Source organism: Sphingomonas sp. 2378, assembly GCF_038084995.1.
In the GTDB taxonomy this organism is placed as follows: Bacteria; Pseudomonadota; Alphaproteobacteria; order Sphingomonadales; family Sphingomonadaceae; genus Sphingomonas.
Genome location: NZ_JAXCMJ010000058.1, coordinates 1 through 21,969, shown reverse-complemented (window position 1 = coordinate 21,969; position 21,969 = coordinate 1). Strand labels below are relative to the sequence as shown.

General features: G+C 68.8%; 20 protein-coding genes. 10 read left to right on the top strand and 10 right to left on the bottom strand.

Annotation, left to right across the window (positions count from 1 at the left end; translation table 11 throughout):
- The first annotated feature begins 123 nt into the window (after positions 1–123).
- The 3 genes from SM191_RS17955 to SM191_RS17945 all read left to right on the top strand — a co-directional run bounded on the left by SM191_RS17955 (position 124) and on the right by SM191_RS17945 (position 2,982).
- Positions 124–465, top strand: a complete 342-nt coding sequence (locus SM191_RS17955; protein ID WP_341507388.1) for an endonuclease domain-containing protein — start codon at positions 124–126, stop codon at positions 463–465.
- The gene (locus SM191_RS17950) at positions 462–1,568 is read left to right on the top strand and encodes an ATP phosphoribosyltransferase regulatory subunit (RefSeq protein WP_341507387.1); all 1,107 of its coding nucleotides are present in this window, start codon (positions 462–464) and stop codon (positions 1,566–1,568) included. The genes SM191_RS17955 and SM191_RS17950 overlap by 4 nt, the downstream gene beginning before the upstream one ends.
- A 124-nt stretch (positions 1,569–1,692) precedes the next feature.
- Positions 1,693–2,982 (top strand): adenylosuccinate synthase, encoded by a 1,290-nt coding sequence (locus SM191_RS17945; RefSeq protein WP_058751519.1) that lies wholly within the window; start codon positions 1,693–1,695, stop codon positions 2,980–2,982.
- A 145-nt stretch (positions 2,983–3,127) separates the two neighbouring features.
- On the opposite strand, the gene SM191_RS17940 is transcribed toward SM191_RS17945, so the two are convergent.
- The 6 genes from SM191_RS17940 to SM191_RS17915 all read right to left on the bottom strand — a co-directional run bounded on the left by SM191_RS17940 (position 3,128) and on the right by SM191_RS17915 (position 8,117).
- On the bottom strand, positions 3,128–3,517 hold the full coding sequence (locus tag SM191_RS17940) for a hypothetical protein (RefSeq protein ID WP_341507386.1): 390 nt from the start codon (positions 3,515–3,517) through the stop codon (positions 3,128–3,130).
- A 64-nt stretch (positions 3,518–3,581) separates the two neighbouring features.
- On the bottom strand, positions 3,582–4,649 hold the full coding sequence (gene aroC / locus SM191_RS17935) for a chorismate synthase (protein WP_341507385.1): 1,068 nt from the start codon (positions 4,647–4,649) through the stop codon (positions 3,582–3,584).
- The gene (locus SM191_RS17930; RefSeq protein WP_341507384.1) at positions 4,646–5,191 is read right to left on the bottom strand and encodes a GNAT family N-acetyltransferase; all 546 of its coding nucleotides are present in this window, start codon (positions 5,189–5,191) and stop codon (positions 4,646–4,648) included. The genes aroC and SM191_RS17930 overlap by 4 nt, the downstream gene beginning before the upstream one ends.
- Positions 5,192–5,399: 208 nt before the next feature.
- Positions 5,400–6,191, bottom strand: coding sequence for an enoyl-ACP reductase FabI (fabI, locus tag SM191_RS17925; protein ID WP_307003095.1), 792 nt, complete (start codon positions 6,189–6,191; stop codon positions 5,400–5,402).
- 8 nt (positions 6,192–6,199) lie between these two features.
- Positions 6,200–7,171, bottom strand: a complete 972-nt coding sequence (locus SM191_RS17920; RefSeq protein ID WP_341507383.1) for a YihY/virulence factor BrkB family protein — start codon at positions 7,169–7,171, stop codon at positions 6,200–6,202.
- Between the two features lie 7 nt (positions 7,172–7,178).
- A complete protein-coding gene (locus SM191_RS17915) occupies positions 7,179–8,117 on the bottom strand; it encodes a DnaJ C-terminal domain-containing protein (protein WP_341507382.1) in 939 nt (312 codons plus the stop codon).
- 100 nt (positions 8,118–8,217) lie between these two features.
- On the opposite strand from SM191_RS17915, the gene SM191_RS17910 reads away from it, so the two are divergent.
- Positions 8,218–8,448, top strand: coding sequence for a hypothetical protein (locus tag SM191_RS17910; protein ID WP_341507381.1), 231 nt, complete (start codon positions 8,218–8,220; stop codon positions 8,446–8,448).
- Between the two features lie 161 nt (positions 8,449–8,609).
- On the opposite strand, the gene SM191_RS17905 is transcribed toward SM191_RS17910, so the two are convergent.
- Both SM191_RS17905 and SM191_RS17900 read right to left on the bottom strand, forming a co-directional pair.
- Positions 8,610–9,503, bottom strand: coding sequence for a transglutaminase family protein (locus tag SM191_RS17905; RefSeq protein WP_341507380.1), 894 nt, complete (start codon positions 9,501–9,503; stop codon positions 8,610–8,612).
- The gene (locus tag SM191_RS17900; RefSeq protein ID WP_341507378.1) at positions 9,500–11,956 is read right to left on the bottom strand and encodes a circularly permuted type 2 ATP-grasp protein; all 2,457 of its coding nucleotides are present in this window, start codon (positions 11,954–11,956) and stop codon (positions 9,500–9,502) included. Before SM191_RS17900 ends, SM191_RS17905 begins: the two co-directional genes overlap by 4 nt.
- A 163-nt stretch (positions 11,957–12,119) precedes the next feature.
- On the opposite strand from SM191_RS17900, the gene pdxH reads away from it, so the two are divergent.
- From pdxH to SM191_RS17885, 3 genes are read left to right on the top strand one after another with little or no spacing between them, the layout of a single operon-like run.
- The gene (gene pdxH, locus SM191_RS17895; RefSeq protein ID WP_341507377.1) at positions 12,120–12,701 is read left to right on the top strand and encodes a pyridoxamine 5'-phosphate oxidase; all 582 of its coding nucleotides are present in this window, start codon (positions 12,120–12,122) and stop codon (positions 12,699–12,701) included.
- Positions 12,698–13,648: a cation diffusion facilitator family transporter gene (locus tag SM191_RS17890; protein WP_341507376.1), complete on the top strand. Its 951-nt coding sequence runs from the start codon at positions 12,698–12,700 to the stop codon at positions 13,646–13,648. Before pdxH ends, SM191_RS17890 begins: the two co-directional genes overlap by 4 nt.
- Positions 13,648–14,451 (top strand): PhzF family phenazine biosynthesis protein, encoded by an 804-nt coding sequence (locus SM191_RS17885; protein WP_341507375.1) that lies wholly within the window; start codon positions 13,648–13,650, stop codon positions 14,449–14,451. The genes SM191_RS17890 and SM191_RS17885 overlap by 1 nt, the downstream gene beginning before the upstream one ends.
- Before the next feature lie 221 nt (positions 14,452–14,672).
- Here the strand turns inward: SM191_RS17885 and SM191_RS17880 are convergent, their stop codons facing one another.
- Positions 14,673–18,059 (bottom strand): chromosome segregation SMC family protein, encoded by a 3,387-nt coding sequence (locus SM191_RS17880; protein WP_341507374.1) that lies wholly within the window; start codon positions 18,057–18,059, stop codon positions 14,673–14,675.
- 219 nt (positions 18,060–18,278) lie between these two features.
- Here SM191_RS17880 and SM191_RS17875 point away from each other — a divergent pair, with 219 nt between their 5' ends.
- Complete coding sequence (locus SM191_RS17875; RefSeq protein ID WP_306998583.1) at positions 18,279–18,740, top strand: SAM-dependent methyltransferase; 462 nt, start codon at positions 18,279–18,281, stop codon at positions 18,738–18,740.
- Between the two features lie 107 nt (positions 18,741–18,847).
- Positions 18,848–19,252, top strand: a complete 405-nt coding sequence (locus tag SM191_RS17870; RefSeq protein ID WP_306998585.1) for a VOC family protein — start codon at positions 18,848–18,850, stop codon at positions 19,250–19,252.
- Between the two features lie 18 nt (positions 19,253–19,270).
- On the opposite strand, the gene SM191_RS17865 is transcribed toward SM191_RS17870, so the two are convergent.
- Entirely contained in the window at positions 19,271–20,536 is a 1,266-nt protein-coding gene (locus tag SM191_RS17865; protein WP_341507373.1) for an NAD(P)/FAD-dependent oxidoreductase, read from the bottom strand.
- 45 nt (positions 20,537–20,581) lie between these two features.
- On the opposite strand from SM191_RS17865, the gene SM191_RS17860 reads away from it, so the two are divergent.
- Complete coding sequence (locus SM191_RS17860) at positions 20,582–21,595, top strand: 4-hydroxyproline epimerase (protein WP_341507372.1); 1,014 nt, start codon at positions 20,582–20,584, stop codon at positions 21,593–21,595.
- Positions 21,596–21,969: the final 374 nt, after the last annotated feature.

Sequence of the window (21,969 nt, the reverse complement as noted above, 5' to 3'; positions counted from 1 at the left end):
GGGGGTGGTGGGGGGGGGGGGGGGGGGGGGGGGGGGCGCCCCCCCCCCCCCCCCCCCCCCCCCGGCCCTCTCCCCAGTGGGGAGAGGGAGTGATACGTTCCCCAAGAAGAGGGAGCCATTCATATGCAGACCGATCCGGTCCTCCGCGACCGTGTCCGCGCCATGCGTCGGGAGATGACCGAGCCCGAAAAGCGCCTCTGGTTCATTCTGCGGGACCGCCGCCTCCACGGCGTCAAATTCTCACGGCAAGTCCCGATCGGCCCCTATATCGCCGACTTCGCCGCGCGCTCGCACCGCTTGGTCATAGAGGTTGACGGCGATACGCATAGCGACCAATCACGCGACGCCCACCGCACCGTCTGGTTGCAGAGCCAAGGCTATGCGGTGATCCGCTTCCCCAATGCGGATGTCATGACCAACCCCGACGGCGTGGCGTACACGCTGATGAACAGGCTTACCCGATGACCGCGCTCCTTCCCGAAGGCTATCATGACCGTCTTCCCCCCTATGCCGATGCCGCCGCGTCGGTCGAGGCGCGGGTGCTGGAGGCGGCGCGGCTGCATGGTTATGAGCGCGCCGATCCGCCCTCGATCGAGTTTGCCGAGGCGCTGGGCTCGCGGTTGAAGGCGGGGGGCTTGCATGACGCGGTGCGCTTCGTCGACCCGGTGTCGCAGCGCACGCTGGCCATCCGGCCCGACCTGACCGCACAGGTGGCGCGGATCGCCGCCACCCGCATGGGGCACCACCCGCGCCCGGTGCGGCTGTCCTATGCGGGCACCGTCGTCCGCCTGCGCGGCTCCGAACTCGCGCCCGCGCGCGAGTGGCGGCAGATCGGGGCGGAACTGATCGGGCTGGACTCGACGGCGGCCGCCACCGAAGTGGTGCGCGTGGCGGTCGAGGCTTTGCTCGCCGCTGGCACGACCGGCATTTCGATCGACTTCACGCTGCCCGATCTGGTCGACCTGCTCGCCGTCGGGCCTCTGCCGGTCGCGGGGGATCAGGTGGCGGCGCTTCGCGATCGGCTGGACGCCAAGGATGCGGGCGGGGTCGCGGCGATCGCGCCGGAGTACCTTCCGCTGGTCGAAGCCGCAGGCCCCTTTGCGACCGCGATGGAGCGGTTGCGCGCCTTCGACACGCAAGGCGTGCTGGCCAGCCGTCTCGACGCGCTGGAGGCGATCGCCGCCGCGCTGGGCGAGGGGGTGTCGATGACGCTCGACCCGACCGAGCGCCATGGTTTCGAGTTTCAAAGCTGGCTGGGCTTCTCGCTGTTCGTCGCGGGCCCACCGCGCGAGGTAGGGCGCGGCGGCACCTATACCATCTTCCACGAGGACGGGACCGAGGAGAAGGCGACGGGCTTCTCGCTTTACGCCGACGCGATCGTCGCCACCGCCCCGCCGACCGAGCGGCGGCGGCTGTTCCTGCCCTTCGGCACCGAGCCCGCGACAGGCGCATCGCTCCGCGCACAGGGATGGGTGACGGTGCAGGCGCTGGAGGAAGCCGACACGCCGCAGGCACAGCTTTGCACCCATATCCTGAACAACGGCGAGCCCCAGGCCATCGCCGGTTGACACACCGGTTGACACACTGGGGCGTGGCCCGCTAGGCGCGCCCCGCACATCATTGGAAACCCCCATCCGCCGAGTCCTGTCGAAGGGCGCATGGGGTCCGTCCGGCAGGCGGAGATTTGCATCCATGGCGAATGTAGCAGTCATCGGCGCGCAATGGGGCGACGAAGGCAAGGGCAAGATCGTCGACTGGCTGGCCGAGCGCGCCGACATGGTCGTGCGCTTCCAGGGCGGGCATAATGCGGGCCATACGCTGGTCGTCGGCGAGAATGTCTACAAGCTGTCGCTGCTCCCCTCGGGCATCGTGCGTGGCACCCCCAGCGTCATCGGCAACGGCGTCGTCCTCGACCCCTGGGCGCTGAAGGCGGAGATCGAGCGGCTGGGCGAGCAGGGCGTCCATGCGTCGCCGGAGACGCTGCGCATCGCCGACAACTGCCCGTTGATCCTGCCCATCCACCGCGACCTGGACGGCCTGCGCGAGGATGCGAGCGGTGCGGGCAAGATCGGCACCACGCGCCGCGGCATCGGCCCGGCCTATGAGGACAAGGTCGGCCGCCGCGCGATCCGCGTGTGCGATCTGGCGCATCTCGACGACCTTGGCCCGCAGCTCGACCGCCTGTGCGCGCATCACGACGCGCTGCGTGCAGGCTTCGGCGAGCCGCCGGTCGACCGCGAGCGGCTGCTGGCCGATCTTCGCGAGATCGCGGCCTTCGTCCTGCCCTTCGCCAAGCCGGTGTGGCGCGACCTCAACGAGGCGCGGACCGGCGGCAAGCGTATCCTGTTCGAAGGCGCGCAGGGTGTGCTGCTCGACATCGACCATGGCACCTATCCCTTCGTTACCTCGTCCAACACCATCGCGGGTGCGGCGGCGGGCGGTTCGGGGCTGGGGCCGTCGGGCGTCGGTTTCGTGCTGGGCATCGCCAAGGCGTACACCACCCGCGTCGGCTCCGGCCCGTTTCCGACCGAATTGGAGGACGAAACCGGCCAGCGTCTGGGCGAGCGCGGCCATGAGTTCGGCACCGTCACGGGGCGCAAGCGCCGTTGCGGCTGGTTCGACTCGGTGCTGGTGCGCCAGTCGGCGGCGGTCGGCGGCATCACCGGCATCGCACTGACCAAGATCGACGTGCTCGACGGGTTCGACGAAGTGAAGATCTGCGTCGGCTACAAGCTGGGCGACCAGACGCTCGATTATTACCCGACCCATGCGGCGGACCAGGCCAAGGTCGTGCCGGTCTATGAGACGATGGAAGGCTGGCAGGAATCGACCGCAGGCGCGCGGAGTTGGGCGGACCTGCCCGCTCAGGCGATCAAGTACATCCGGCGGATCGAGGAACTGATCCGCTGCCCCGTGGCGCTGGTGTCGACCAGCCCGGAACGCGAGGATACGATCCTGGTTCGCGATCCGTTTGCGGATTGATTGGGGAGGCCCCGGCAATGTGTCGGGGCCTTTTTGTTTGAGGGTTTCCCTTGGCCTTCGAAGTCGAAGGCCTCACCCCACCCCCATGAAAAACCCGGCCGCTTTCGCGACCGGGCCTTTCCCGTAGTGGCAATCCCGAAAGGGATCAGCGCAGACCGCCGCTGCTGCCTGGCGGGGTGGTGGTGCCGCCGGTCGTGCCGGTGCCCACCGAACCGCTGGTCGTAGGGTCGCTGCCCAGCGTGCCGCTGCCCGTGGTCGTCGACGAACCGGTCGCGTCCGGAACGGTCGAGGGGGTATTGACCGTGCTGTCCGGGGTGGTCGTCCGGCTGCGATTCTTCGAACGCGTCGTCGAACGGGTGGTGCTGTCCGGGGTGGTCGTCATCGTGTCACCCGGCTGCCCCATGGTCTGACCCGGCACGGTCTGCCCAGGCATCGTCTGGTCCGGCATGGTTCCGGTCGCGCCGCCCGACACCTGCGCGAAGCCGACAGTTGGGATCAAAAGGGCGCCGGCGGCGATTACATGCATGTAACGCATTGATTCTCTCCTGCTTTTTTGTCTCGTACTGGTTAACGAGGCAGGAGAACGTCCGTTCCTCTATTTAGCCACATTGGCCGCGATGAAGCAACGCCTGATCGGCTAAAACCAGCGCGACCATCGCTTCGACGACCGGAACGCCACGAATCCCCACACATGGATCATGACGGCCCTTGGTGGCGATCTGCGTTTCCTCGCCGGTACGGGTGACGGTGTCGACCGGGGTCAGGATCGAACTGGTCGGCTTGAACGCGACGCGCATCGTGACCGGCTGGCCCGTGGCGATCCCGCCCGCGATCCCGCCCGCATGATTGGCGAGAAAGCGCGGGCCACCATTGCCCGCGCGCATCGGATCGGCATTCTGCTCACCCGTAAGGGCGGCGGCGGCGAATCCGTCGCCGATCTCGAAGCCCTTGACCGCATTGATGCTCATACAGGCGGAGGCGAGTTCGCTGTCCAGCTTGGCATAGAGTGGCGCACCCCAGCCCGCAGGGACGCCTGTCGCCTCGCACGCCACGACCGCGCCGACCGAGGAACCGGACTTGCGCGCCCCGTCCACGATAGCCTCCCAACGCTGCGCGGCGGCGGCATCGGGGCAGAAGAACGGGTTGGCGTCGATCTGCGCGTCGTCGAACGCCTCGTAATCGATCCGGTCGCCGCCGATCGACTCGACCCAGGCGCGGATGCGGACCTGCGGGATCACCGCCCGCGCGACCGCACCCGCCGCGACCCGCGCCGCCGTCTCGCGTGCCGAGGAGCGTCCCCCGCCGCGATAGTCGCGGAACCCGTACTTCGCGTCATAGGCATAATCGGCATGGCCCGGGCGATAGGCGAGCGCGACGTTGCTATAGTCCTTGGACCGCTGGTCGACATTCTCGATCATCAGGCTGATCGGGGTGCCGGTGGTCTTCCCCTCGAACACGCCGGACAGGATGCGGACCTGGTCGGGTTCGCGCCGCTGGGTGGTGAAGCGGCTGGTGCCCGGACGGCGCTTGTCGAGCCAGGGCTGGATGTCCTCCTCCGACAGCGCGATCCCCGGCGGACACCCATCGACCACCGCGCCCAGCGCGGGGCCATGGCTTTCCCCCCAGGTGGTGAAGCGGAACAGGCGGCCGAAGGTATTGAAGCTCACGCAACGTCTCCAAGCCGGGCAAAGGCCGGTGCATGGGTGGCGGCCCCGCGCACGCCGCAGGGGATCAGCCCGCCTTGCAGCGGGGCCGCCAGGAAATAGTCGCCCGCATAGGGGCTGTCGAAGCCGCTCGCCACATCGGCGGCGAAACCGAACCGACCATAGAAGGCGGGGTCGCCCAATGCGAAGCAGAGCACGACGCCCTCCTGTTCCAGCCGTTCGAGCCCGGCGGCGACCAGCGCCTCGCCGACACCCTGATGCCGCCAGTCGCGCGCGACCGCGATGGGGGCAAGGGCGACGGAATTGATCGGCTTGCCACCGATCTCGACGGCCATGCGGCTGAACGCGATCGCGCCGATCAGTCCGTCCGAGGCTTCGTCGATGGCGACCAGCATCAGCACCATGTCGCCCTCGACGCAAAGGTCGCGGACCAGCGCGGCTTCGGCGGGGGCGGGGAAGCTGGCGACGAGCAAGCCGTCGAGTGCGGCGACATCTTCGCCGCGTGCGGGGCGGATGGTGATGGCGGCGGTGGGCTGGTCGGACATGGGTTCGTCTTTAACGTCGCCGGGGCGCAAGGCGCGATAGATAATGTTGCCCGCCCATTCCTCCCCTGCAAGGGGAGGTGGCAGGGCGAAGCCCTGACGGAGGGGTGTCGGCGTTGGCGATGGCGGGACATCCTCGCCATCGTCCATGCCCCTCCACCATGCTTCGCATGGTCCCCCTCCCCAAGCGGAGCTTGGGGAGGATTGGGGTTTACGCCAGCGCGATATCCGGTGCGTCCTCGGCCTTCATGCCGATGACGTTGTACCCGGCGTCGACATGGTGGATCTCGCCCGTCACGCCCGACGACAGGTCGGACAGCATATAGAGGCCCGCGCCGCCGACATCCTCGATCGTCACGGTACGGCGCAGCGGCGAGTTCAGTTCGTTCCACTTGAGGATATAGTTGAAGTCGCCGATGCCGCGCGCCGCCAGCGTCTGGATCGGGCCCGCCGAGATGGCGTTGATGCGGATATTCTCCGGCCCCAGATCGACCGCGAGATACTTCACGCTGGTCTCCAGTGCCGCCTTGGCCACGCCCATGACGTTGTAATGCGGGATGACCTTTTCCGCGCCATAATAGGTCAGCGTCAGGATCGACCCACCCTCGGGCATCATCTCCCGTGCGCGCTTGGCCACCGCGACCAGCGAATAGGCCGAGATGTTCATGGTCATCAGGAAATTGTCGAGCGTGGTGTCGTAATAGCGCCCGCGAAGCTGCGACTTGTCCGAAAAGCCGATGGCATGGACGACGAAGTCGATCGTCGGCCATTCCTTCTTCAGATCGTCGAACAGCGTGTCGAGCGACTCCATCTCGGACACGTCGCAGTCGAACAGGCGCGCCACGCCAAGTTGTTCGGCCAGCGGGCGGACCCGCTTTTCCATCGCCGCGCCCTGATACGAAAAGGCGAGCTCCGCGCCCGCCTCCGAAAGCTGCTTGGCGATGCCCCAGGCCAGCGATTTGTCATTGGCCAGGCCCATGATGAGCCCCCGCTTGCCTGCCATCAATCCGTTCACGCCGTTACCGCTCCTGCCGGTTCACTTCCATCAATCCCCCTCTCTAGCGCCGTTTCCGGTGGTTCCGCCAGTGCCGCGTTCAAATGGGCCCCGAAAACCAGGCCAAGGCCGATCAGATAGAAGAACAGCAGCATGACGACGACGCCTGCCAGGCTGCCATAGGTCAGGTCGTAACCGCCCAGTTGCGACAGCACCATGGGCAGCAGCGCGGTCATGCTGACCCACCACGCGGCGGTGAACAGCGCGCCGGGCCATTTGGGGCAGTCGCTCTCGCGATATTTGCCCGGCGTCACCGAATAGAAGAGCATGTAGAGCGCGCCGAACATCACCGCGCCGGGAATGAAGCGCGACAGGCCGACCCAGCCCGCGATATCCTGTGCGAAGGGAACGAGGCGATAGATGAACTGCTCGGCGGCGGTCAGGATACCCGCGACCAGGAAGGACAGCAGCGCGATCACCACCGAGGCGACGATGACCAGCGTCGAGGACAGACGCGATTTCCAGAACGCCGCCGTCGCCTTCACGCCATAGGCGCGGTGGAAGATGTCGCGGATCGTCTCGATGAACCCGCCGACCGTCCACAGGCCGACCAAGCCACCCAGCCACAGCAGCGATCCGGTTCGCGCCGCCAGCACATCGGCGATCGGCTTGCGCAACAAGTTGCTGACATCGGGGGGCAGGACGTGGAGAAAGCTTTCCACCGCATGCTGCGTCTCGTTGCTCTGTCCGAACAGAGACAGCAGCGCGGCGGTGGTGATGAAGAAGGGGAACAGCGTCATCAACGCCAGATAAGCGAGGTTCCCGGCATGGATGAACCCGTCGTTGAATACGCCCAGGCTGGTTCGTTTGAGTACCTCGAAGGCATAGGAGCCCGGCCGCACCTTGGCGATCTGCCGGTCCAGCCGCTGGCGGGCCTTGCCCTGATGATGTGCACGTTCTTCGGGGGTCAGGCCATTCGCATCGCTCATGGAAGCATCAGACGCCCATGGCGGCCCTCGGGTTCCTGCCGTCCTTCCATTCGGTAGCGAAGCGTTGCAGCTCTGCATCATCCGCCGGAATGTCGATGACCAGCGTGATCAACTGGTCGCCGCGCCCGCCATTCTTTTTGTGAAAGCCCTTGCCCTTCAGGCGCAGCGTCTTGCCGGAGGTGGTGCCCTTGGGCACCGTCAGCATGACGGGGCGCTCGACCGTGGGGGCCTTCACCTGCCCCCCCAGCACCGCCTCGGCCAGCGAGAGGGGCAGGTCCAGACGGACATCGTCGCCGTCGCGGGTGAAGAAGGGATGGGAACTGACCTCGATCGTCACGATCGCGTCGCCCGCGCCGCCGGGACCGGGCTCTCCCTTGCCGCCCAGGCGCATCTGGGTGCCGGTGTCGACGCCCGCTGGCAGTTTCAGGTCGATGGTCTTGCCGTCGCCCAGCGTCACGCGCTGCGGGCTGAGCGTCGCGGCGTCGACGAACGGCACTTTCAGGGCATAGGCGATGTTGCCGCCTTTCGGGGCGGAACGGCCCCGGCCGCCAAAGCCGCCGAACCCGCCCGAAAATCCGCCGCGCCCCGCACCGCCGAACATCCCCTCGAAGATATCCGACATGTCGGCACCCTCGCCGCCGAAATCGAATTGCTGACGAAAGCCGCCGCCGCCCGCACCCGGACGTCCGCCGGCGCCGCCGCCATAGCCGAAGGGCGAGGTCGGATTGCCGTCGCCGTCGATCTCGCCCCGGTCGAACCGGGCGCGCTTGTCCTTGTCGTTCAGCAGGTCATAGGCGTTGGTGACCTGGCTGAACTTCTCCGCCGCCTTGGGATTGTCCGTGTTGCGGTCGGGATGCAGTTCCTTCGCCAGCTTGCGATAGGCTTTCTTGATATCGGCTTCGCTGGCCGTGCGGCTTACGCCCAGCGTCTGATATGGATCGGCCACTCTTGTCCCCGTTGACAGTGTATTACCGATCTATGTGGGGAAGTCCGCGCCGGAGCGCAATCCATCCCCCGTGCGTTGCAGCATGACAAGGAGACGGATCATGACCCAGCCGATGCAGGCCATTGGAAAAGACGGCAAGAAAGGCGCGCCGGACGGCGTGTCGGATGCCCCCGGCAAACATGGCGGCGAAAGCCAGGGCGGCGGTTACGAAGGCGTGCCCGACCGCGAAGGCGACTTTCACGGCGGCCAGAGCGGCGCGGCCTATCATGGCAAGGGCGGCCACCCGGACCCGGACAAGGACAATCCCAATGCGGTGACGGAGGAGGGGTAAGCCCCAACCCTGCGTCCCGGCGGGGGCAAGGTCGAAGTCACGGGGTGAGCCGCGCGGCGAGGCAGCGGGGCGTGCACTTCGACTTCGCTCAGTGCGAACGGAGGGAATTGCGAACGGCGGTAGGATCGCGAGCGAAGCGGGGGATCGCGTAACCGGACCGGCTACCCCGCCACCAGTTCCTCCACCGGTGCGACGTCGACGCTGACGTCCATCTTCTGCGCACCGGAACCCAGCACCACGCCATCGACCGGCGCGATCTCGGCATAGTCGCGGCCGACTGCGACGATGATATGGTCGCCCGCCATCCAGATGCCGTTGGTCGGATCGACCCCGACCCAGCCCCGGTCCGGCCCCGCCCAGATCAGCACCCAGGCATGGGTCGCATCCGCGCCGACCAGCCGTGCCTGGCCGGGCGGCGGCAGGGTGCGGATATAGCCCGAGGCATAGGCGGCCGGAATGCCCGCCGCACGCAGGCCGGTAATCATGATCTGCGCGAAATCCTGGCATACCCCGCGCCGCTGGCGAAAGGCGTCCGCCGGGGGCGTGTCGACCAAAGTCGCGGCGGGGTCGAAGGCGAATTCGCGCTGGATGCGATTGGCGAGCGCAAACCCTGCCTCCAGCGCGCCGCGCTCCGGCGAGAGGTCGGCGGCGCACCACTCGGCGATGGCGGGGTCGAGCGGGATCAGCGGCGAGGGGAAGATGTAATTGGCCGGGCCCGCCGCCGACAGGTCCCGACTGGACCGGGCCAGCGCCGATATCTCCGCCAGGGTCGGATCGTCGGGGGAGGGCATGGGCACCGGACGATCCACCAGCATCCGCGCGCGGCTCTCGATGGTCAGGCTGCGCACCGGGCGATCCACCACCAGGCGGGTGACATGCGCCAGCCCGGCCTCGGCATGGGCCGCGCGGGTGCGCCCGACCGGCTCGACGATCAGGTCATAGCTTTCCAGCGTCTGGCCCGGCCAGTCGATCGGCTTCAACCGCAAATTGCACCGCGCATATTTGACCTGAGCGCCGTAATCGAAGCGGGTGATGTGGCGGATGTCGTAGATCATGCGAGCGTCAATCCGCCAGCGCGCAGAGGCTCGGCCCCTTGCAGGAAATACCGCCGCGCAATGGCTTCGGACAACAGGCCCAGCCGCCGCTCGACATCGCCCAGCGTATCGGCGTCGAGATGACGGGCGTCGGCCGTTTCGATCGCGGCGCGGATCGCGATCGCCTGCGCCTGTTGCGGCTCGGCCATGTCGTCGTCGGACAGGACGGGCAGGCGCGACAGGCAATCGGCGATGCGCGCGGTCTGATAGGCCAGCGCGCGCGGATTGTTGGGGTCGAGCGCGACCAGATCGACCACCGCGACACGCGCCAGACCGGTCGGATAACGCTGGCGATAGCTGATCTGGCTGTTGGCGAGATCGAGCAGGGTGGACAGGTCGTCCGCCGAAGCCCCGGCCATCCCGAACAACCGGGTCGCGCGTGCGACCGCGACGGCGCGCTCGATCCGGCGACCGAGATCGTGGAAGCGCCACGCGGTGGTGCGCACCATATGCTCGGCGGACAGTCCGGCGATGGCGGCATAGCGGCGTTGCAGCGACCCCGCCCGGTCGAGCATCCCGACATGGCTGGGGAAGGGGGCCTCCAGCAGCCGCACCATGTCGGCGGACAGGCGATCGCGCGAACCCTCGCTGATCCCGCGCGCCAAGCGGTTGATCCGCGCGACCGAGTGCCAGCCCTCATCCTCCATCGCGGTGCGCGCGAACTGGGTCAGCGCGGCGCGGTGCAGGCTGTCGGGATGCGGTGCCGCGCCCGCGCCGGTGATGAGGCCGACCAGCCGCCCGACCGTCCGCGTGTCGAGCGCCGCGCCGCCATCCACATCGATCGAATTGCCCAGCATTACCCGGATCGCCGCCAGCAGCGCCTCGCCCCGTTCCAGATAGCGGCCCAGCCAATAGAAATTGTCCGCGACCCGGCTGGGCAGCGTGCCCGGATTGCGCCGGACATGCAGCGAGTCGGGCGCGGCGAGCAGCGACATCGGCGCGACCGGCTCCGGTCCATGGATGCAGACATCGGCGGACCACAGCCCTTCGCCGATCATCGCGGCGGTCGCCTCCGGATGGTCGCCGATCCGCCCGAAACCGCCGGGCAGGACGGTCCACTTCCCCTCGCCATCGCGCGCCGCGAAGACGCGCAAGGTGAAGGGGCGCGGCTCCAGCCGGTCGTCGATGACGACGGGCATGGTCGACAGGCGTACCATCTCCTGCCCGACATAATCCTGCGGCCGCTTGGCCATGTCGGCGATCAGCGCGGCGCGCCCTTCGGCGGACAGGCTGGCCCCGGTCTGCGCTCCGTCCGGCAGGCCCAGCGGTCGGGGACCAAAGGCGGGGGCGATCAGCATCTGGTCGAGATGCCCGGCGACATGCGCGGCCTGGGCCGGTCCGCCGCACCACCAGGTCGCGATGGTGGGCAGCTTGAGCGGTTCGCCCAATATCTGCCCGGCGAGCGCCGGCAGGAAGGCGGAGAAGGCCGGGCTTTCCAGCACGCCCGCCCCCGGCGCATTGGCGATCACCAACTGCCCCTCGACATAGGCGTCGATCAGGCCGGGCACCCCGATCTGCGAATGGCTGTCGAAGGCCAACGGGTCGAGCATCCGGGGATCGAGCCGCCGCCACAGCGCGTCGATCCGCTTCAGCCCTGCGACGGTGCGGACATAGACCTGCCCCTCGATCGCGGCGAGGTCGGCACCCTCGACCAGCAACAGGCCCAGATAGCGCGCCAGATGCGCCTGTTCCGGGTAACTCGGGTTGAATCGGCCGGGCGTCAGCAGGCCGATGCGCGGATCGGCGCGGCGGCATTGCGCGGCGAGCCCGGCGCGAAAGGCGGCGAAGAAGGGCGCGTGCCGCTGCACGTTCAATCGGCTTTGCAAACCACCCAGTGTCCGGCTGACCGCCAGCCGGTTCTCCAGCGCATAGCCCGCCCCCGCCGGGTTGCGCAGGTGATCGGCGAGCACCCGCCATTCGCCATCCGGCCCCCGCGCCACATCGAACGCGACGAAGCTCAAATGATGGCCGCCCGGCGGAGTGACCCCGACCATGGGACGCAGGAAATAGGGGCTGCCGGTCGCCAGCGCGGCGGGGATATGCCCTTGCGTCACCAGTCGTCCGGGGCCGTAGAGGTCGGCGAGGATCGTCTCCAGCAATGTCGCGCGCTGGACCACCCCGTCCGCGATGCCCGCCCATTCGTCGGTGCCGATCAACAGGGGGACGGGGGAGACGGGCCAGGGCCGCTCGTCGGTTTCGCCGATGATGCGGAAACCGGTGCCGATATCGGCGGCGTGGCGTTGCACCCGTTCGCGCGCATGGGCCAGGTTGCTGGCGACGGCGGCCAGTTCCTCCAGCATCGCGGGCCAGGCGGGATCGCTCGACCCGGCCAGCACGTCCGCCCGTCCGGCGGCGGCGCGATAGGCGGCGATCCAGGCGGCGGCCTGCGCGGGGCTGTCCTCGGAGGGGTCCATTGGGGGCGGAAAATCGCCGCATCGGCGCAAGGTTGCAACAGATGATTGCCAAGACGCTGGATATAGATCGCGAAATCACCGTTGCCCGTCGGGGCGGATGCGCGATCCAGCGTTTCCGTTCGCGACATTGGTTTTCGATCGGCACAGGCGTATGGACGCGCGCATGGCTGACGATCCCTTTGCCCTGTTCGATATCTGGTTCGCCGAAGCGCGGGCGAGTGAACTCAATGATTCCAACGCGATGGCGCTGGCGACGGTCGATGCGACCGGACAGCCCTCGGTGCGGATGGTTCTGCTGAAGGAGCATGACCCGCGCGGATTCGTGTTCTACACCAACCGCGAGAGCCGCAAGGCCCAGGATCTGGGCGAGGGCAGCAAGGCCGCGCTGCTGTTCCACTGGAAGTCGCTGCGCCGCCAGATTCGGATCGAGGGGCCCGTCACCCGTGTCTCCGACGCCGAGTCGGATGCCTATTTCGCCAGCCGACACCGCGACTCGCAACTCGGCGCCTGGGCCTCGGACCAGTCGCGTCCGCTCGACCGCCGCGAGACGTTCGAGGCGCGGTTCGAGGAGACGCGCGCGCGGTTCGACGGCGGGGACGTGCCGCGCCCGCCGCATTGGGGCGGCTACCGCGTCACCCCGCAGCGGATCGAGTTCTGGCTCGACCGCGAACACCGGCTGCATGAGCGCCGCGTCTTCACCCGCACCGGCGAAACCGGCTGGGACGAAGGACTGCTGTTCCCGTGACCCAGGACGAACGCAAGAAGGTCATTCCGCTGGCGACCCGCGCGGCGCTGGCCAGCGTCGCGATGGCGTTGTTCCTGCTGGCGTTGAAGGGCTTTGCCGCGTGGCGGACGGGATCGGTGGCGATGTTGGGGTCGCTGGCCGATACCGCGCTCGATCTGCTCGCCAGCCTGGTGACGCTCTATGGCGTGCGGCTGGCGGCGACTCCGGCGGACCATGACCATCGTTTCGGCCATGGCAAGGCGGAGGCGCTGGCGGCGCTGTTCCAGGTGGCGCTGATCACCGCCTCGGCGGCGGGCATCGCTTGGCGCGCGGTGATGGCGCTGGGCGCGGACAATCCGACCAGCGACGCGGAGTTCGGCATCGGCGTGTCGGTGATCGCGATCCTGGCGACGATGGTCCTGCTCGCCTATCAACGCAGCGTCATCCGCCGTACCGGGTCGGTCGCGATCCTGGCCGACAATGTCCATTACCAGTCGGACGTGCTGCTCAACGGGTCGGTGATCGTCGCGATGGTGCTCGACCAGTATTTCGGCTGGCACGGCGCGGATCCGATTTTCGGCATCGCCATCGCATTGTGGCTGGCCTGGGGCGCGTTCCAGGCGTCCTCGACCGCGATCGACCAGTTGATGGACAAGGAATGGCCCGACGACCAGCGCGCGGCTTTCCTCGACGTCGCCGCGCGCCAGCCGGGTTTGAAGGGTATCCACGACTTCCGCACCCGCCGTTCGGGCAGTCACGACTTCGCGCAATTCCATATGGAGGTTGCGCGCGACCTGACCGTCGGCGCCGCGCATGACATCGTGGAAGGCGTCGAGCGGGCACTTCGCCGCGCCTTCCCCAAGGTCGAGGTGCTGATCCATCTCGATCCCGAGGGCCATGTCGACACCGACAATCCGCTGGTCGAGGCGGATGTGACCCCGCACTGGTTCGGCAAGCGCGTCTATTGATGCGGATTCCCTTCACCCAGGTCGACGCCTTTGCCGAGGCGGCGTTCGGGGGTAACCCCGCAGCGGTGATGATGCTGTCCGGCTGGGCAGACGATGCGACCCTGTTGGCGATCGCGCGGGAGAACAACCTGTCGGAGACGGCCTTCCTGGTCGCGAGCGAGGGGGACGAGGCGGATTTCGAGCTGCGCTGGTTCACGCCGGGTGACGAGGTGGAGATGTGCGGCCATGCCACGCTGGCGAGCGGGCATGTCGTGCTGTCGTCCGATACGACGCGGCAACGGGTACGCTTCGCGACGCGCCATGCGGGGGTGCTGGAGGTCGCGCGGGATGGGATGGGCTACAGCCTGACCCTGCCGCAGCGTGCGCCGTCGCCGGAGGCGCTGCCGGGCGTGGTGGAGGCGCTGGACGTGGACGGCGTGGTCGAGACGCTGCTTCACCCGGCGGGCTATGCGGTCGTCGTGGTGGATGATGCGGCGACGGTTCGGGCGTGCAGGCCGGACTTCGCCGCGCTGGCGAAGGCGGGGCGCTATGTCGTGATCCTGACCGCGCGGGGTGGGGAGGGCGAGGCGGACGTCGTCAGCCGCGTGTTCGTGCCTGCCTTCGCGATCGACGAGGACCCGGTGACGGGCTCGGCCCATGCGGTGTTGACGCCTTATTGGACCGTCAAGCTGGGGTGTGACGCCTTCGTGGCCGAACAGGCGAGCGCGCGGGGCGGGCGGTTGCGGTGCCGGATGGCCGGGGAGCGGGTAGTGCTCGGTGGCGGTTGCGTGACGGTGATCGAGGGCACGTTCCTGCTGCCTTGAGAGATTCCCTTGGCCATCGACTTCGCGCAGGCGGAACGGGGGTGAGGGGTGTCAGGCCGCCCCAAAATACCGACCACCCCGGCGAAGGCCGGGGCCCAGGTTCCGCCACGCCCTTAGCGCACCGAGCGATGCGTGGACGGCCAATGCACCTCGCCCCCTATAGCGCACTGCCACTGGACCCCGGCCTTCGCCGGGGTGGTCACGAAAGAGTGCCCGAAACGCTATTCCGCCGCAAGCAATGTTTCCGCCGCCTGCAAATCCACCGAGACCAACCGGCTGACCCCGCGTTCGATCATCGTCACGCCGAACAGCCGGTGCATCCGGCTCATCGTCACGGCATTGTGGGTGACGATCAGATACCGGGTGTCCGTCTCGCGCGCCATGCGCTCCAGCAATCCGCAGAAGCGGTCGATATTGGCATCGTCCAGAGGCGCGTCGACCTCGTCCAGCACGCAGATCGGCGCGGGATTGGTCAGGAACAGACCGAAGATCAGCGCCACCGCCGTCAGCGCCTGCTCGCCCCCCGACAACAGGGTCAGCGACTGGAGCCGCTTGCCCGGCGGTTGCGCCATGATCTCCAGCCCCGCCTCCAGCGGATCGTCCGAATCGACCAGCGCCAGATGCGCGGAGCCCCCGTCGAACAGCGTCGCGAACAGCGTCTGGAAATGCCCGTTCACCGCCTCGAACGCCGCCAGCAGTCGTTGCCGCCCCTCGCGATTGAGCAACCCGATCGAACCGCGCAGCCGCGCCACCGCCTGCACCAGATCCTCGCGCTCGGCGGCATTGGCCGCGCCGCTCGCCTCCAGTTCGGCCAGTTCCTGTTCGGCGACCAGATTGACCGGCCCGATCCGCTCGCGATCGGCGGACAGCTTGTCATGGGTCGCCGCCTCGGCCTCCGGCGAGCCGACACTGCCGCCATCGAAAGCCAGTCTCTCCGGCAGGACGGGCGCGGGGCAGGCGAAGCGTTCCCCCGACAGGCGGCCCAGTTCGATCCGGCGCTGATCGTGACTCTCCACCCGCGCCAGCGCCCCCGCGCGCATCTCTCGCGCCGTCGACAGCAGGGCATTGGCCTGAGCATGGGCGGCTTCGGCACCGCGCTGGTCGCGTTCGGCATCGGCCTCCTCCGCCTGGGTCCGCTCCGCCTCGGCCCGGGCGACGTCATGCGCGGCGGCGAGCGCGACGATCTCTTCGGCCAGTCGCTGGGGGCGATCGGCCAGCGCCGCCGCGTCGCGCTCCAGCGTCGCGGCGCGCGCGTCCATCTCGGCGATCCGCCCCGCCGCCTGCCCCGCGCGCTGGTTCCAGCCCTCCGCCTCCGCCCGTGCCGCCGTCAGACGGTCGCGGGTCTGCGCCAGGCTGCGCTCCAGCGTGGTCCGCTCCGACCGGGCCAGCGCAACCGCCGACCGCGCGAGCTGCGTCTCGCTCTGGAGGCGCGCCGTCTCCGCCGCGCTCGCCGAACCATCGGGCAGGGCGGCGAGTATCGCCTCGGCCCGTTCGCACTCCCCTTGTGCCTCGTCCGTCTCGGCGGCGATCCGCTCGGCACGGGCGAGGAGGTCGGTCCGTTGCGCGGACAGCCGCTCGATCACCGACTGGGCGCGATCCTCGGCGCGTTGGGCATCGCGCAGGCTGGCATCGGCCCGGGTCTGGAGCGTCCGCGCGCTGATGGCGTCGGCGCGGGCGCGGGCGATGCGGTCTTCGATCGCGGTCCGCGCCTCGGTCGCGGCCTGCACCGCCGCTTCCGCCGCCGGGCGCTCCGCCTGGAGCGCGGTCAGCCGGTTGCGCCGCTCCATCCGCTCGGCCGCCGCCGCGCCGCCGCCTTCGCCGACATAGCCGTCCCACCGCCGCAGCCGCCCCTCGCGCGTGACCAGCCCCTGCCCGACCGCCAACGCCTGCCCCAAGTCGGCGTCGCCCAAAAAGATCTGCGACAGCCGCCGGGCCAGCGCCGGGGGTGCCGCAATGCGCTCGCCCAGCGGTTGCGTCCCGACCGGCGCGGGGGGATCGTCCGCCGTGATGGGTGAGCCATGCCAGTCGGCGAGCGGCGTCTCCAGTTCGTCCCCCAACGCCGCCGCCAGCGCGCGCTCGAAGCCCGGTTCGGCCTGCACCTCGTCCAGCAACCGGTCGCCGCCCTTGCGCTGGGTCGCGCGGGTCAGCGCGGCCACCTCCGCCTCCAGCGCGGCGAGCGCGGCGATGGCCTGCGCACGCGCCGTCTCCGCCGCGTCGCGCTCGGCAGTGGCGGCGCGTTCGGTCTCTTCGGCCAGGTTCAGCGCGGCCCGCGCCTGCTCGGCGTCCGCCCGCGCGGTGGCCTGGGTCGTGATGGCGGCTTGGCGGACGGCCTCCTGTTCCGCCATATCGGGCAGCGCGTCGATGGCGGAGGCGACACCCCGCGCATCGCGTTCCGCCCGGGCATGGCGGCCCTGCGCGGCGGTCAGCGCGGCTTCGGCGATCCGGCGTTCGGCGGCCTCGGCGGCTTGGGCGGACAGCGCGTGGGCCAGCGCCACCTCGGCATCGCGGTTCTTCGTTTCCGCTTCGGCCAGCAGCGCGTCGAGCCGGGGCATCGCCTGCACCGCATGGGCGATGCGCGCGTCCAGATCCTCGCACTCCTCGCCCAGCCGCTGGATCGCGGCGGCGGCGTCATGCGCCAGCGCATCCTCGCGCGCCCGGTCCTCATCAATGCGGGTACGCGCGGCGGCCAGTTCCTCGATCCGGCGTTGCAGACCGTGGCGGCGGTCGCGCGCACGGGACAGGGCATGGCCCGCTTCGCTCAGCGCATCGCGTGCGGTCAGAGAGGCGGCCCGCGCCGTGGCGGCCCGCGCGACCGCCTGCTCCTGCGCCTTGGCGGCGGCGCGTTCGGCGGCGGTGGCGTCGGTCACCTGGCGCTCGGCGGCCTCGGCCTCGGTCTTGGCGAGGGTCGCCGCCGCCGCCGCGTCGCGCCAGCGGGCGAAGATCATCCGCGCCTCGGCCACCCGGATCTGGTCGGAAATCAGGCGATAGCGCTCCGCCGCGCGCGCCTGTCGCCGCAGGGTCGCGATGCGCGCATCCTGATCGGCGATGGCTTCGTCCAGCCGGGTGAGGTTCGCCTCGGTCGCGCGCAGCTTCCCCTCTGCGTCGCGGCGGCGGACGTGCAGTCCGGCGATCCCGGCGGCTTCCTCCAGCATCGCGCGGCGTTCGGCGGGCTTGGCGGCGATGACCGCGCCGATCCGGTTCTGGCTGACCAGCGCGGGCGAGTGCGCCCCGGTCGCGGCATCGGCGAAGAGCAGCGCGACGTCCTTGGCCCGCACATCGCGTCCGTCGATGCGATAGGCCGAGCCCGCCCCGCGCTCGATCCGGCGGACGATCTCGGTCTCGTCGCCGTCGCGCTCGGCCAGGATGGTGACCTCGGCAAAGTCGCGGGGCGGCCGGGTGGCGGTGCCCGCGAAGATGACATCCTCCATGCCAGCGCCGCGCATCGACCGCGCGCTATTTTCGCCCATCGTCCAGCGCAGCGCTTCGAGCAGGTTCGACTTGCCGCAGCCATTGGGCCCGACAACACCGGTCAGCCCCGGCTCGATGACCAGATCGGCCGGATCGACGAAGCTCTTGAAACCCGAAATGCGAAGCCGCTTGATCTGCACGGACCCGGTTGCCGTCCCCCGACGTCGATGGTGGTTATCGATAGCGTATGGGGACGCGTTGTCGAGGGGGCGTGGTATCCGGGTTGGGCGACGGATCGGCTTTCGCTCATCCCCAAAGGTGGCGCTGCCTTTTCGCGGGCCGTTCCCCATCGGGAGCGACTTCCGCACTCCCATGCGCCGGCTGAGCATGGCAGTAGGGATTATCGATGGGAGGGACTCATGACGTTCACGATAGACCCCATAGGGTATGTGCGGGGTGGTCGGGCCGATCCAATTGACGACGATTGGGGAAGCAGCCGAACCACGATCGAGTTGGACGCGGCAAAAGTCGAGGCTGACGCGCTGGCGGGGCTGGATGCGTTTAGCCATGCCGAGATCATCTTCTTGTTCGACCGGGTACCCGAACAGAAGATAGAGCGAGGCGCGCGCCACCCAAGAGGTCGCGAAGATTGGCCGTTGACCGGCATTCTCGCGCAACGGGGCAAGAACCGTCCCAATCGCCTCGGCGTGACTGTCTGCCATGTGTTGAGTGTTGAAGGTTTGCAGCTGGCCGTCGAGGGGCTGGACGCGATCGACGGAACGCCTGTGATCGACATCAAGCCGGTCATGCGCGAGTTCCTGCCTCGTGGTGAGGTTCGACAGCCAGAATGGGTGTCCGAACTGATGGCGGCCTATTGGTAGCCTCAATTCCGTTTTCCGATCGCCATCGGAAACCCCGACCATCTTGGCCGTTCGTGATCGGACAGCCATAGCATCGCCGTCAGGCGACATGCCTCCGGAGCGCCCCCGTGCTGACCATCGAAGCCATCGATCACATCGTCTTCAACGTCCGCGACGTGGAGGTGTCGGCCGAATGGTACGGCCGCGTTCTCGGCATGAAGCGGGTCGACGCCCGGTCTGACGGAGGTGAGCAGCGCACGAGCGTGGCGTTCGGGGGCAACAAGATCAACCTGCGTCCGATCGATGCGTCGCAGGAGGATTGGTTCACTGGCAAGGCGCCATCGGTCGGGGGGCAGGACCTGTGCTTCCTGACCGATCGTTCGCCGGAGGAGGTCGTCGCGCATTTCCGGTCCTGCGACGTGGAGGTCGAGTCAGGCCCGGTGACGAAGAGCGGCGCGCGGGGGCCGATTTGCTCGGTCTATGTCCGCGACCCGGACGGCAATCTGGTCGAGGTTTCGTCATACCCGTCATAGCTTGCCGCTAAGGCGGTTTCATCCGAACCGCGCCAACCCGAACGGCGTCACCGGCACCGCCGTCTCGCCTCCATCCAGCATCGCGGCCACCAACTCACCCGTGATCGGGGCGAGCGTCAGGCCGAGATGGTTGTGCCCAAAGGCATAGGATAGCCCCCGCGCCCCCGCGACCCGCCCGATCGCGGGCAGGTAGTCCGGCAGGGTTGGCCGCGCGCCCATCCAGGGCTGGGCGTCCTCGCCGATCGGCAGGCCGAGCGCGGCGATGTGGTGACGCAGGCGGTTCCACTTGGCGGGGTCGGGCGCGGCGTCGGCCCGGGCGAACTCGACGATGCTGGCGGCGCGCAGGCCCCCGGCAAAGCGGGTGACGATCATCGAGCGGTCCTCGAACACCACCGGGGGCAGATCGGCGGGCCAGTCCACGTCGGGCCCGGTCTGGAGGTGATAGCCGCGCTCGGCGATGATCGGGGCCTTCAGGCCGAAGGGGTGAAGGAGCGCCGCGCTTGCCACGCCCGCCGCCACCACGATCTGATCGGCGGACAGGCTGCGGTCGTCGCTCAGGCGGATTTCGCCGTCCCCGACCGCCTTGACGCGAGCGACGATGCGGGTGCCGCCATCGGTCAGGAAGCGGGCGGTCGCCGTTTCCGCCAGTCGCGTCGGGTCGGCGATCTGGCCGCTGCCCTCGAAGCGGATGCCGCCCGCGATGGGACTGCGGATACGGGCGCGCCAGTCCTGCAACTCCGCCTCGGTCAGCGGGCGAAAGCGCGCGGTGCCGGTGTCCGCCGCCCGCCAGTTCGCCAGCCCCCGTGCGGCACTTTCCGGGCTTTCCCACAGGACAACATGGCCGTGCGGGCGCAGCAGCTCGGGCGCGCCGAGGGCCGCGACATGCCGCTCCCAGGCGGGCATGGCCTGTGCCAGCAACCCCGCCAGCGCCCGATGCGCGCGCTCGTACCGGGCGGGGCGGGCGGCCTTCAGCAGGCGCAGCGAGAAGGGCAGCCAGGTCGCGATCTCACGCGGGGGCAGGGCCAGTGCGCCGCCGCGAAAGAACAGTCGCTTGGCAAAGCCGCGCACCATCGCGGGCGAGGCGATTGGCTCGGCCTGTTCGGTCGCGATATGGCCCGCATTGCCCCAGGAGGCGGCGCGGGGGCTCTCTTCCGCCTCGATCAGCGTCACGGCCCAGCCCTTGCGCTGGAGCGCCAGCGCGGTGGTCGTTCCGATGACGCCCCCGCCGACGACGATGACGGTGCGATGATCCGAGGGCGACATGCTATTTTCCGGCTTGGGCATGAGCCTCGTCATATCGTATACGGATTTCCTAGCAAGGGAATCCCGATGACGTCACCGACCATCCGCCACACCTTTTTCTGCATCGACGGCCATACGGCGGGCAATCCCGTCCGGCTGGTGGCGGGCGGCGCGCCGCTGTTGCGTGGGGCCAGCATGGCGGAGCGGCGGCTGGACTTCCTGGAGCGGTTCGACTGGATCCGCACCGGCCTGTGCTTCGAGCCGCGCGGGCATGACATGATGTCGGGCGGCTTCCTCTATCCGCCGTGCGAGCCGGACAGCGATGCAGCGATCCTGTTCATCGAGACGAGCGGCTGCCTGCCCATGTGCGGGCACGGCACGATCGGGATGATCACCTTCGGGCTGGAACATGGCCTGATCACCCCGCGCGAGCCGGGCAAGCTGAGGGTCGAGGTGCCCGCGGGCACCATCCATATCGAATATGAGAAGGAGGGCGCGAAGGTCACGGCGGTGCGTATCCGCAACGTCCCCGCCTATCTGGCGGCGGAAGGGATCGAAATCGACGTGCCCGGCTTTGGCCCGCTGACCCTGGATGTGGCCTATGGCGGCAACTACTATGCCATCATCGAGCCGCAGGGGGCCTATACCGGCCTCGACGATCTGGGCGCATCGAAGCTGGTGGAACTCAGCCGCACGATCCGCGAGCTGGTGCGCGCGAAGTTCGAGCCGGTGCACCCGCTCGAACCCTCCATCCGGGGGGTCAGCCATGTGCTATGGGCGGACAAGCCCTCGGCGGAGGATGCCGATGGGCGCAATGCGGTCTTCTATGGCGAGCGGGCGATCGACCGTTCCCCGTGCGGCACCGGCACCTCGGCGCGGTTGGCCCATTTGGCGGCGAAGGGGCGGCTGAAGGTCGGCGACCGCTTCGTCCATGAAAGCTATATCCGCAGCCGTTTCACAGGCCGGGTCGAGGCGGAAACCGAACTGGGCGGCCAGGCGGCGATCGTGCCGTCGATCCAGGGCTCGGCGATCGCGACCGGCTTCAACACCATTTGGATCGACCGTGAGGACCCGTTCTGGGCGGGCTTCACCGTGGTTTGAAGTGACTGGTCACGCGAAGTCGCGAAGTCGCGAAGGGTAATAGGGTTCGCGCGGAGACGCGGAGGGGCAGGACTCGCCGCGTCAGCCGCCCTACCTGTATTCCTCCCCTGCAAGGCATGGTGGAGGGGTGTCTCCGGTTGTGAGTGTGACCCAACTCTCCCGCCGGGACACCCCTCCGTCAGGCCTCCAGCCTGCCACCTCCCCTTGCAGGGGAGGAATGGGATGAATAGCGGTCCGTTGACGATTCCAAAGCGCGGCCGCGAGGGCCGTCATCTGGGAGTGTCAGGAATTTCGTGTGCGGGCGGGCGGATGAACATTACGCCGCCATGGCCCTGATGAAGCGTTCGCCGAAGATGACGGCGAACTGGGCCTTT

Bases quoted from the DNA above. Each gene is read 5' to 3' on its own strand.
- SM191_RS17920 (WP_341507383.1), bottom strand. From the start codon at position 7,171: ATGAGCGATGCGAATGGCCTGACCCCCGAAGAACGTGCACATCATCAG.
- SM191_RS17930 (WP_341507384.1), bottom strand. From the start codon at position 5,191: ATGTCCGACCAGCCCACCGCCGCCATCACCATCCGCCCCGCACGCGGC.
- pdxH (WP_341507377.1), top strand. From the start codon at position 12,120: ATGGCTGACGATCCCTTTGCCCTGTTCGATATCTGGTTCGCCGAAGCG.
- SM191_RS17885 (WP_341507375.1), top strand. From the start codon at position 13,648: ATGCGGATTCCCTTCACCCAGGTCGACGCCTTTGCCGAGGCGGCGTTC.
- SM191_RS17905 (WP_341507380.1), bottom strand. From the start codon at position 9,503: ATGATCTACGACATCCGCCACATCACCCGCTTCGATTACGGCGCTCAG.
- SM191_RS17865 (WP_341507373.1), bottom strand. From the start codon at position 20,536: ATGCCCAAGCCGGAAAATAGCATGTCGCCCTCGGATCATCGCACCGTC.
- SM191_RS17940 (WP_341507386.1), bottom strand. From the start codon at position 3,517: ATGCGTTACATGCATGTAATCGCCGCCGGCGCCCTTTTGATCCCAACT.
- SM191_RS17955 (WP_341507388.1), top strand. From the start codon at position 124: ATGCAGACCGATCCGGTCCTCCGCGACCGTGTCCGCGCCATGCGTCGG.
- SM191_RS17950 (WP_341507387.1), top strand. From the start codon at position 462: ATGACCGCGCTCCTTCCCGAAGGCTATCATGACCGTCTTCCCCCCTAT.
- fabI (WP_307003095.1), bottom strand. From the start codon at position 6,191: ATGGCAGGCAAGCGGGGGCTCATCATGGGCCTGGCCAATGACAAATCG.
- SM191_RS17860 (WP_341507372.1), top strand. From the start codon at position 20,582: ATGACGTCACCGACCATCCGCCACACCTTTTTCTGCATCGACGGCCAT.
- SM191_RS17900 (WP_341507378.1), bottom strand. From the start codon at position 11,956: ATGGACCCCTCCGAGGACAGCCCCGCGCAGGCCGCCGCCTGGATCGCC.
- SM191_RS17910 (WP_341507381.1), top strand. From the start codon at position 8,218: ATGACCCAGCCGATGCAGGCCATTGGAAAAGACGGCAAGAAAGGCGCG.
- SM191_RS17875 (WP_306998583.1), top strand. From the start codon at position 18,279: ATGACGTTCACGATAGACCCCATAGGGTATGTGCGGGGTGGTCGGGCC.
- SM191_RS17945 (WP_058751519.1), top strand. From the start codon at position 1,693: ATGGCGAATGTAGCAGTCATCGGCGCGCAATGGGGCGACGAAGGCAAG.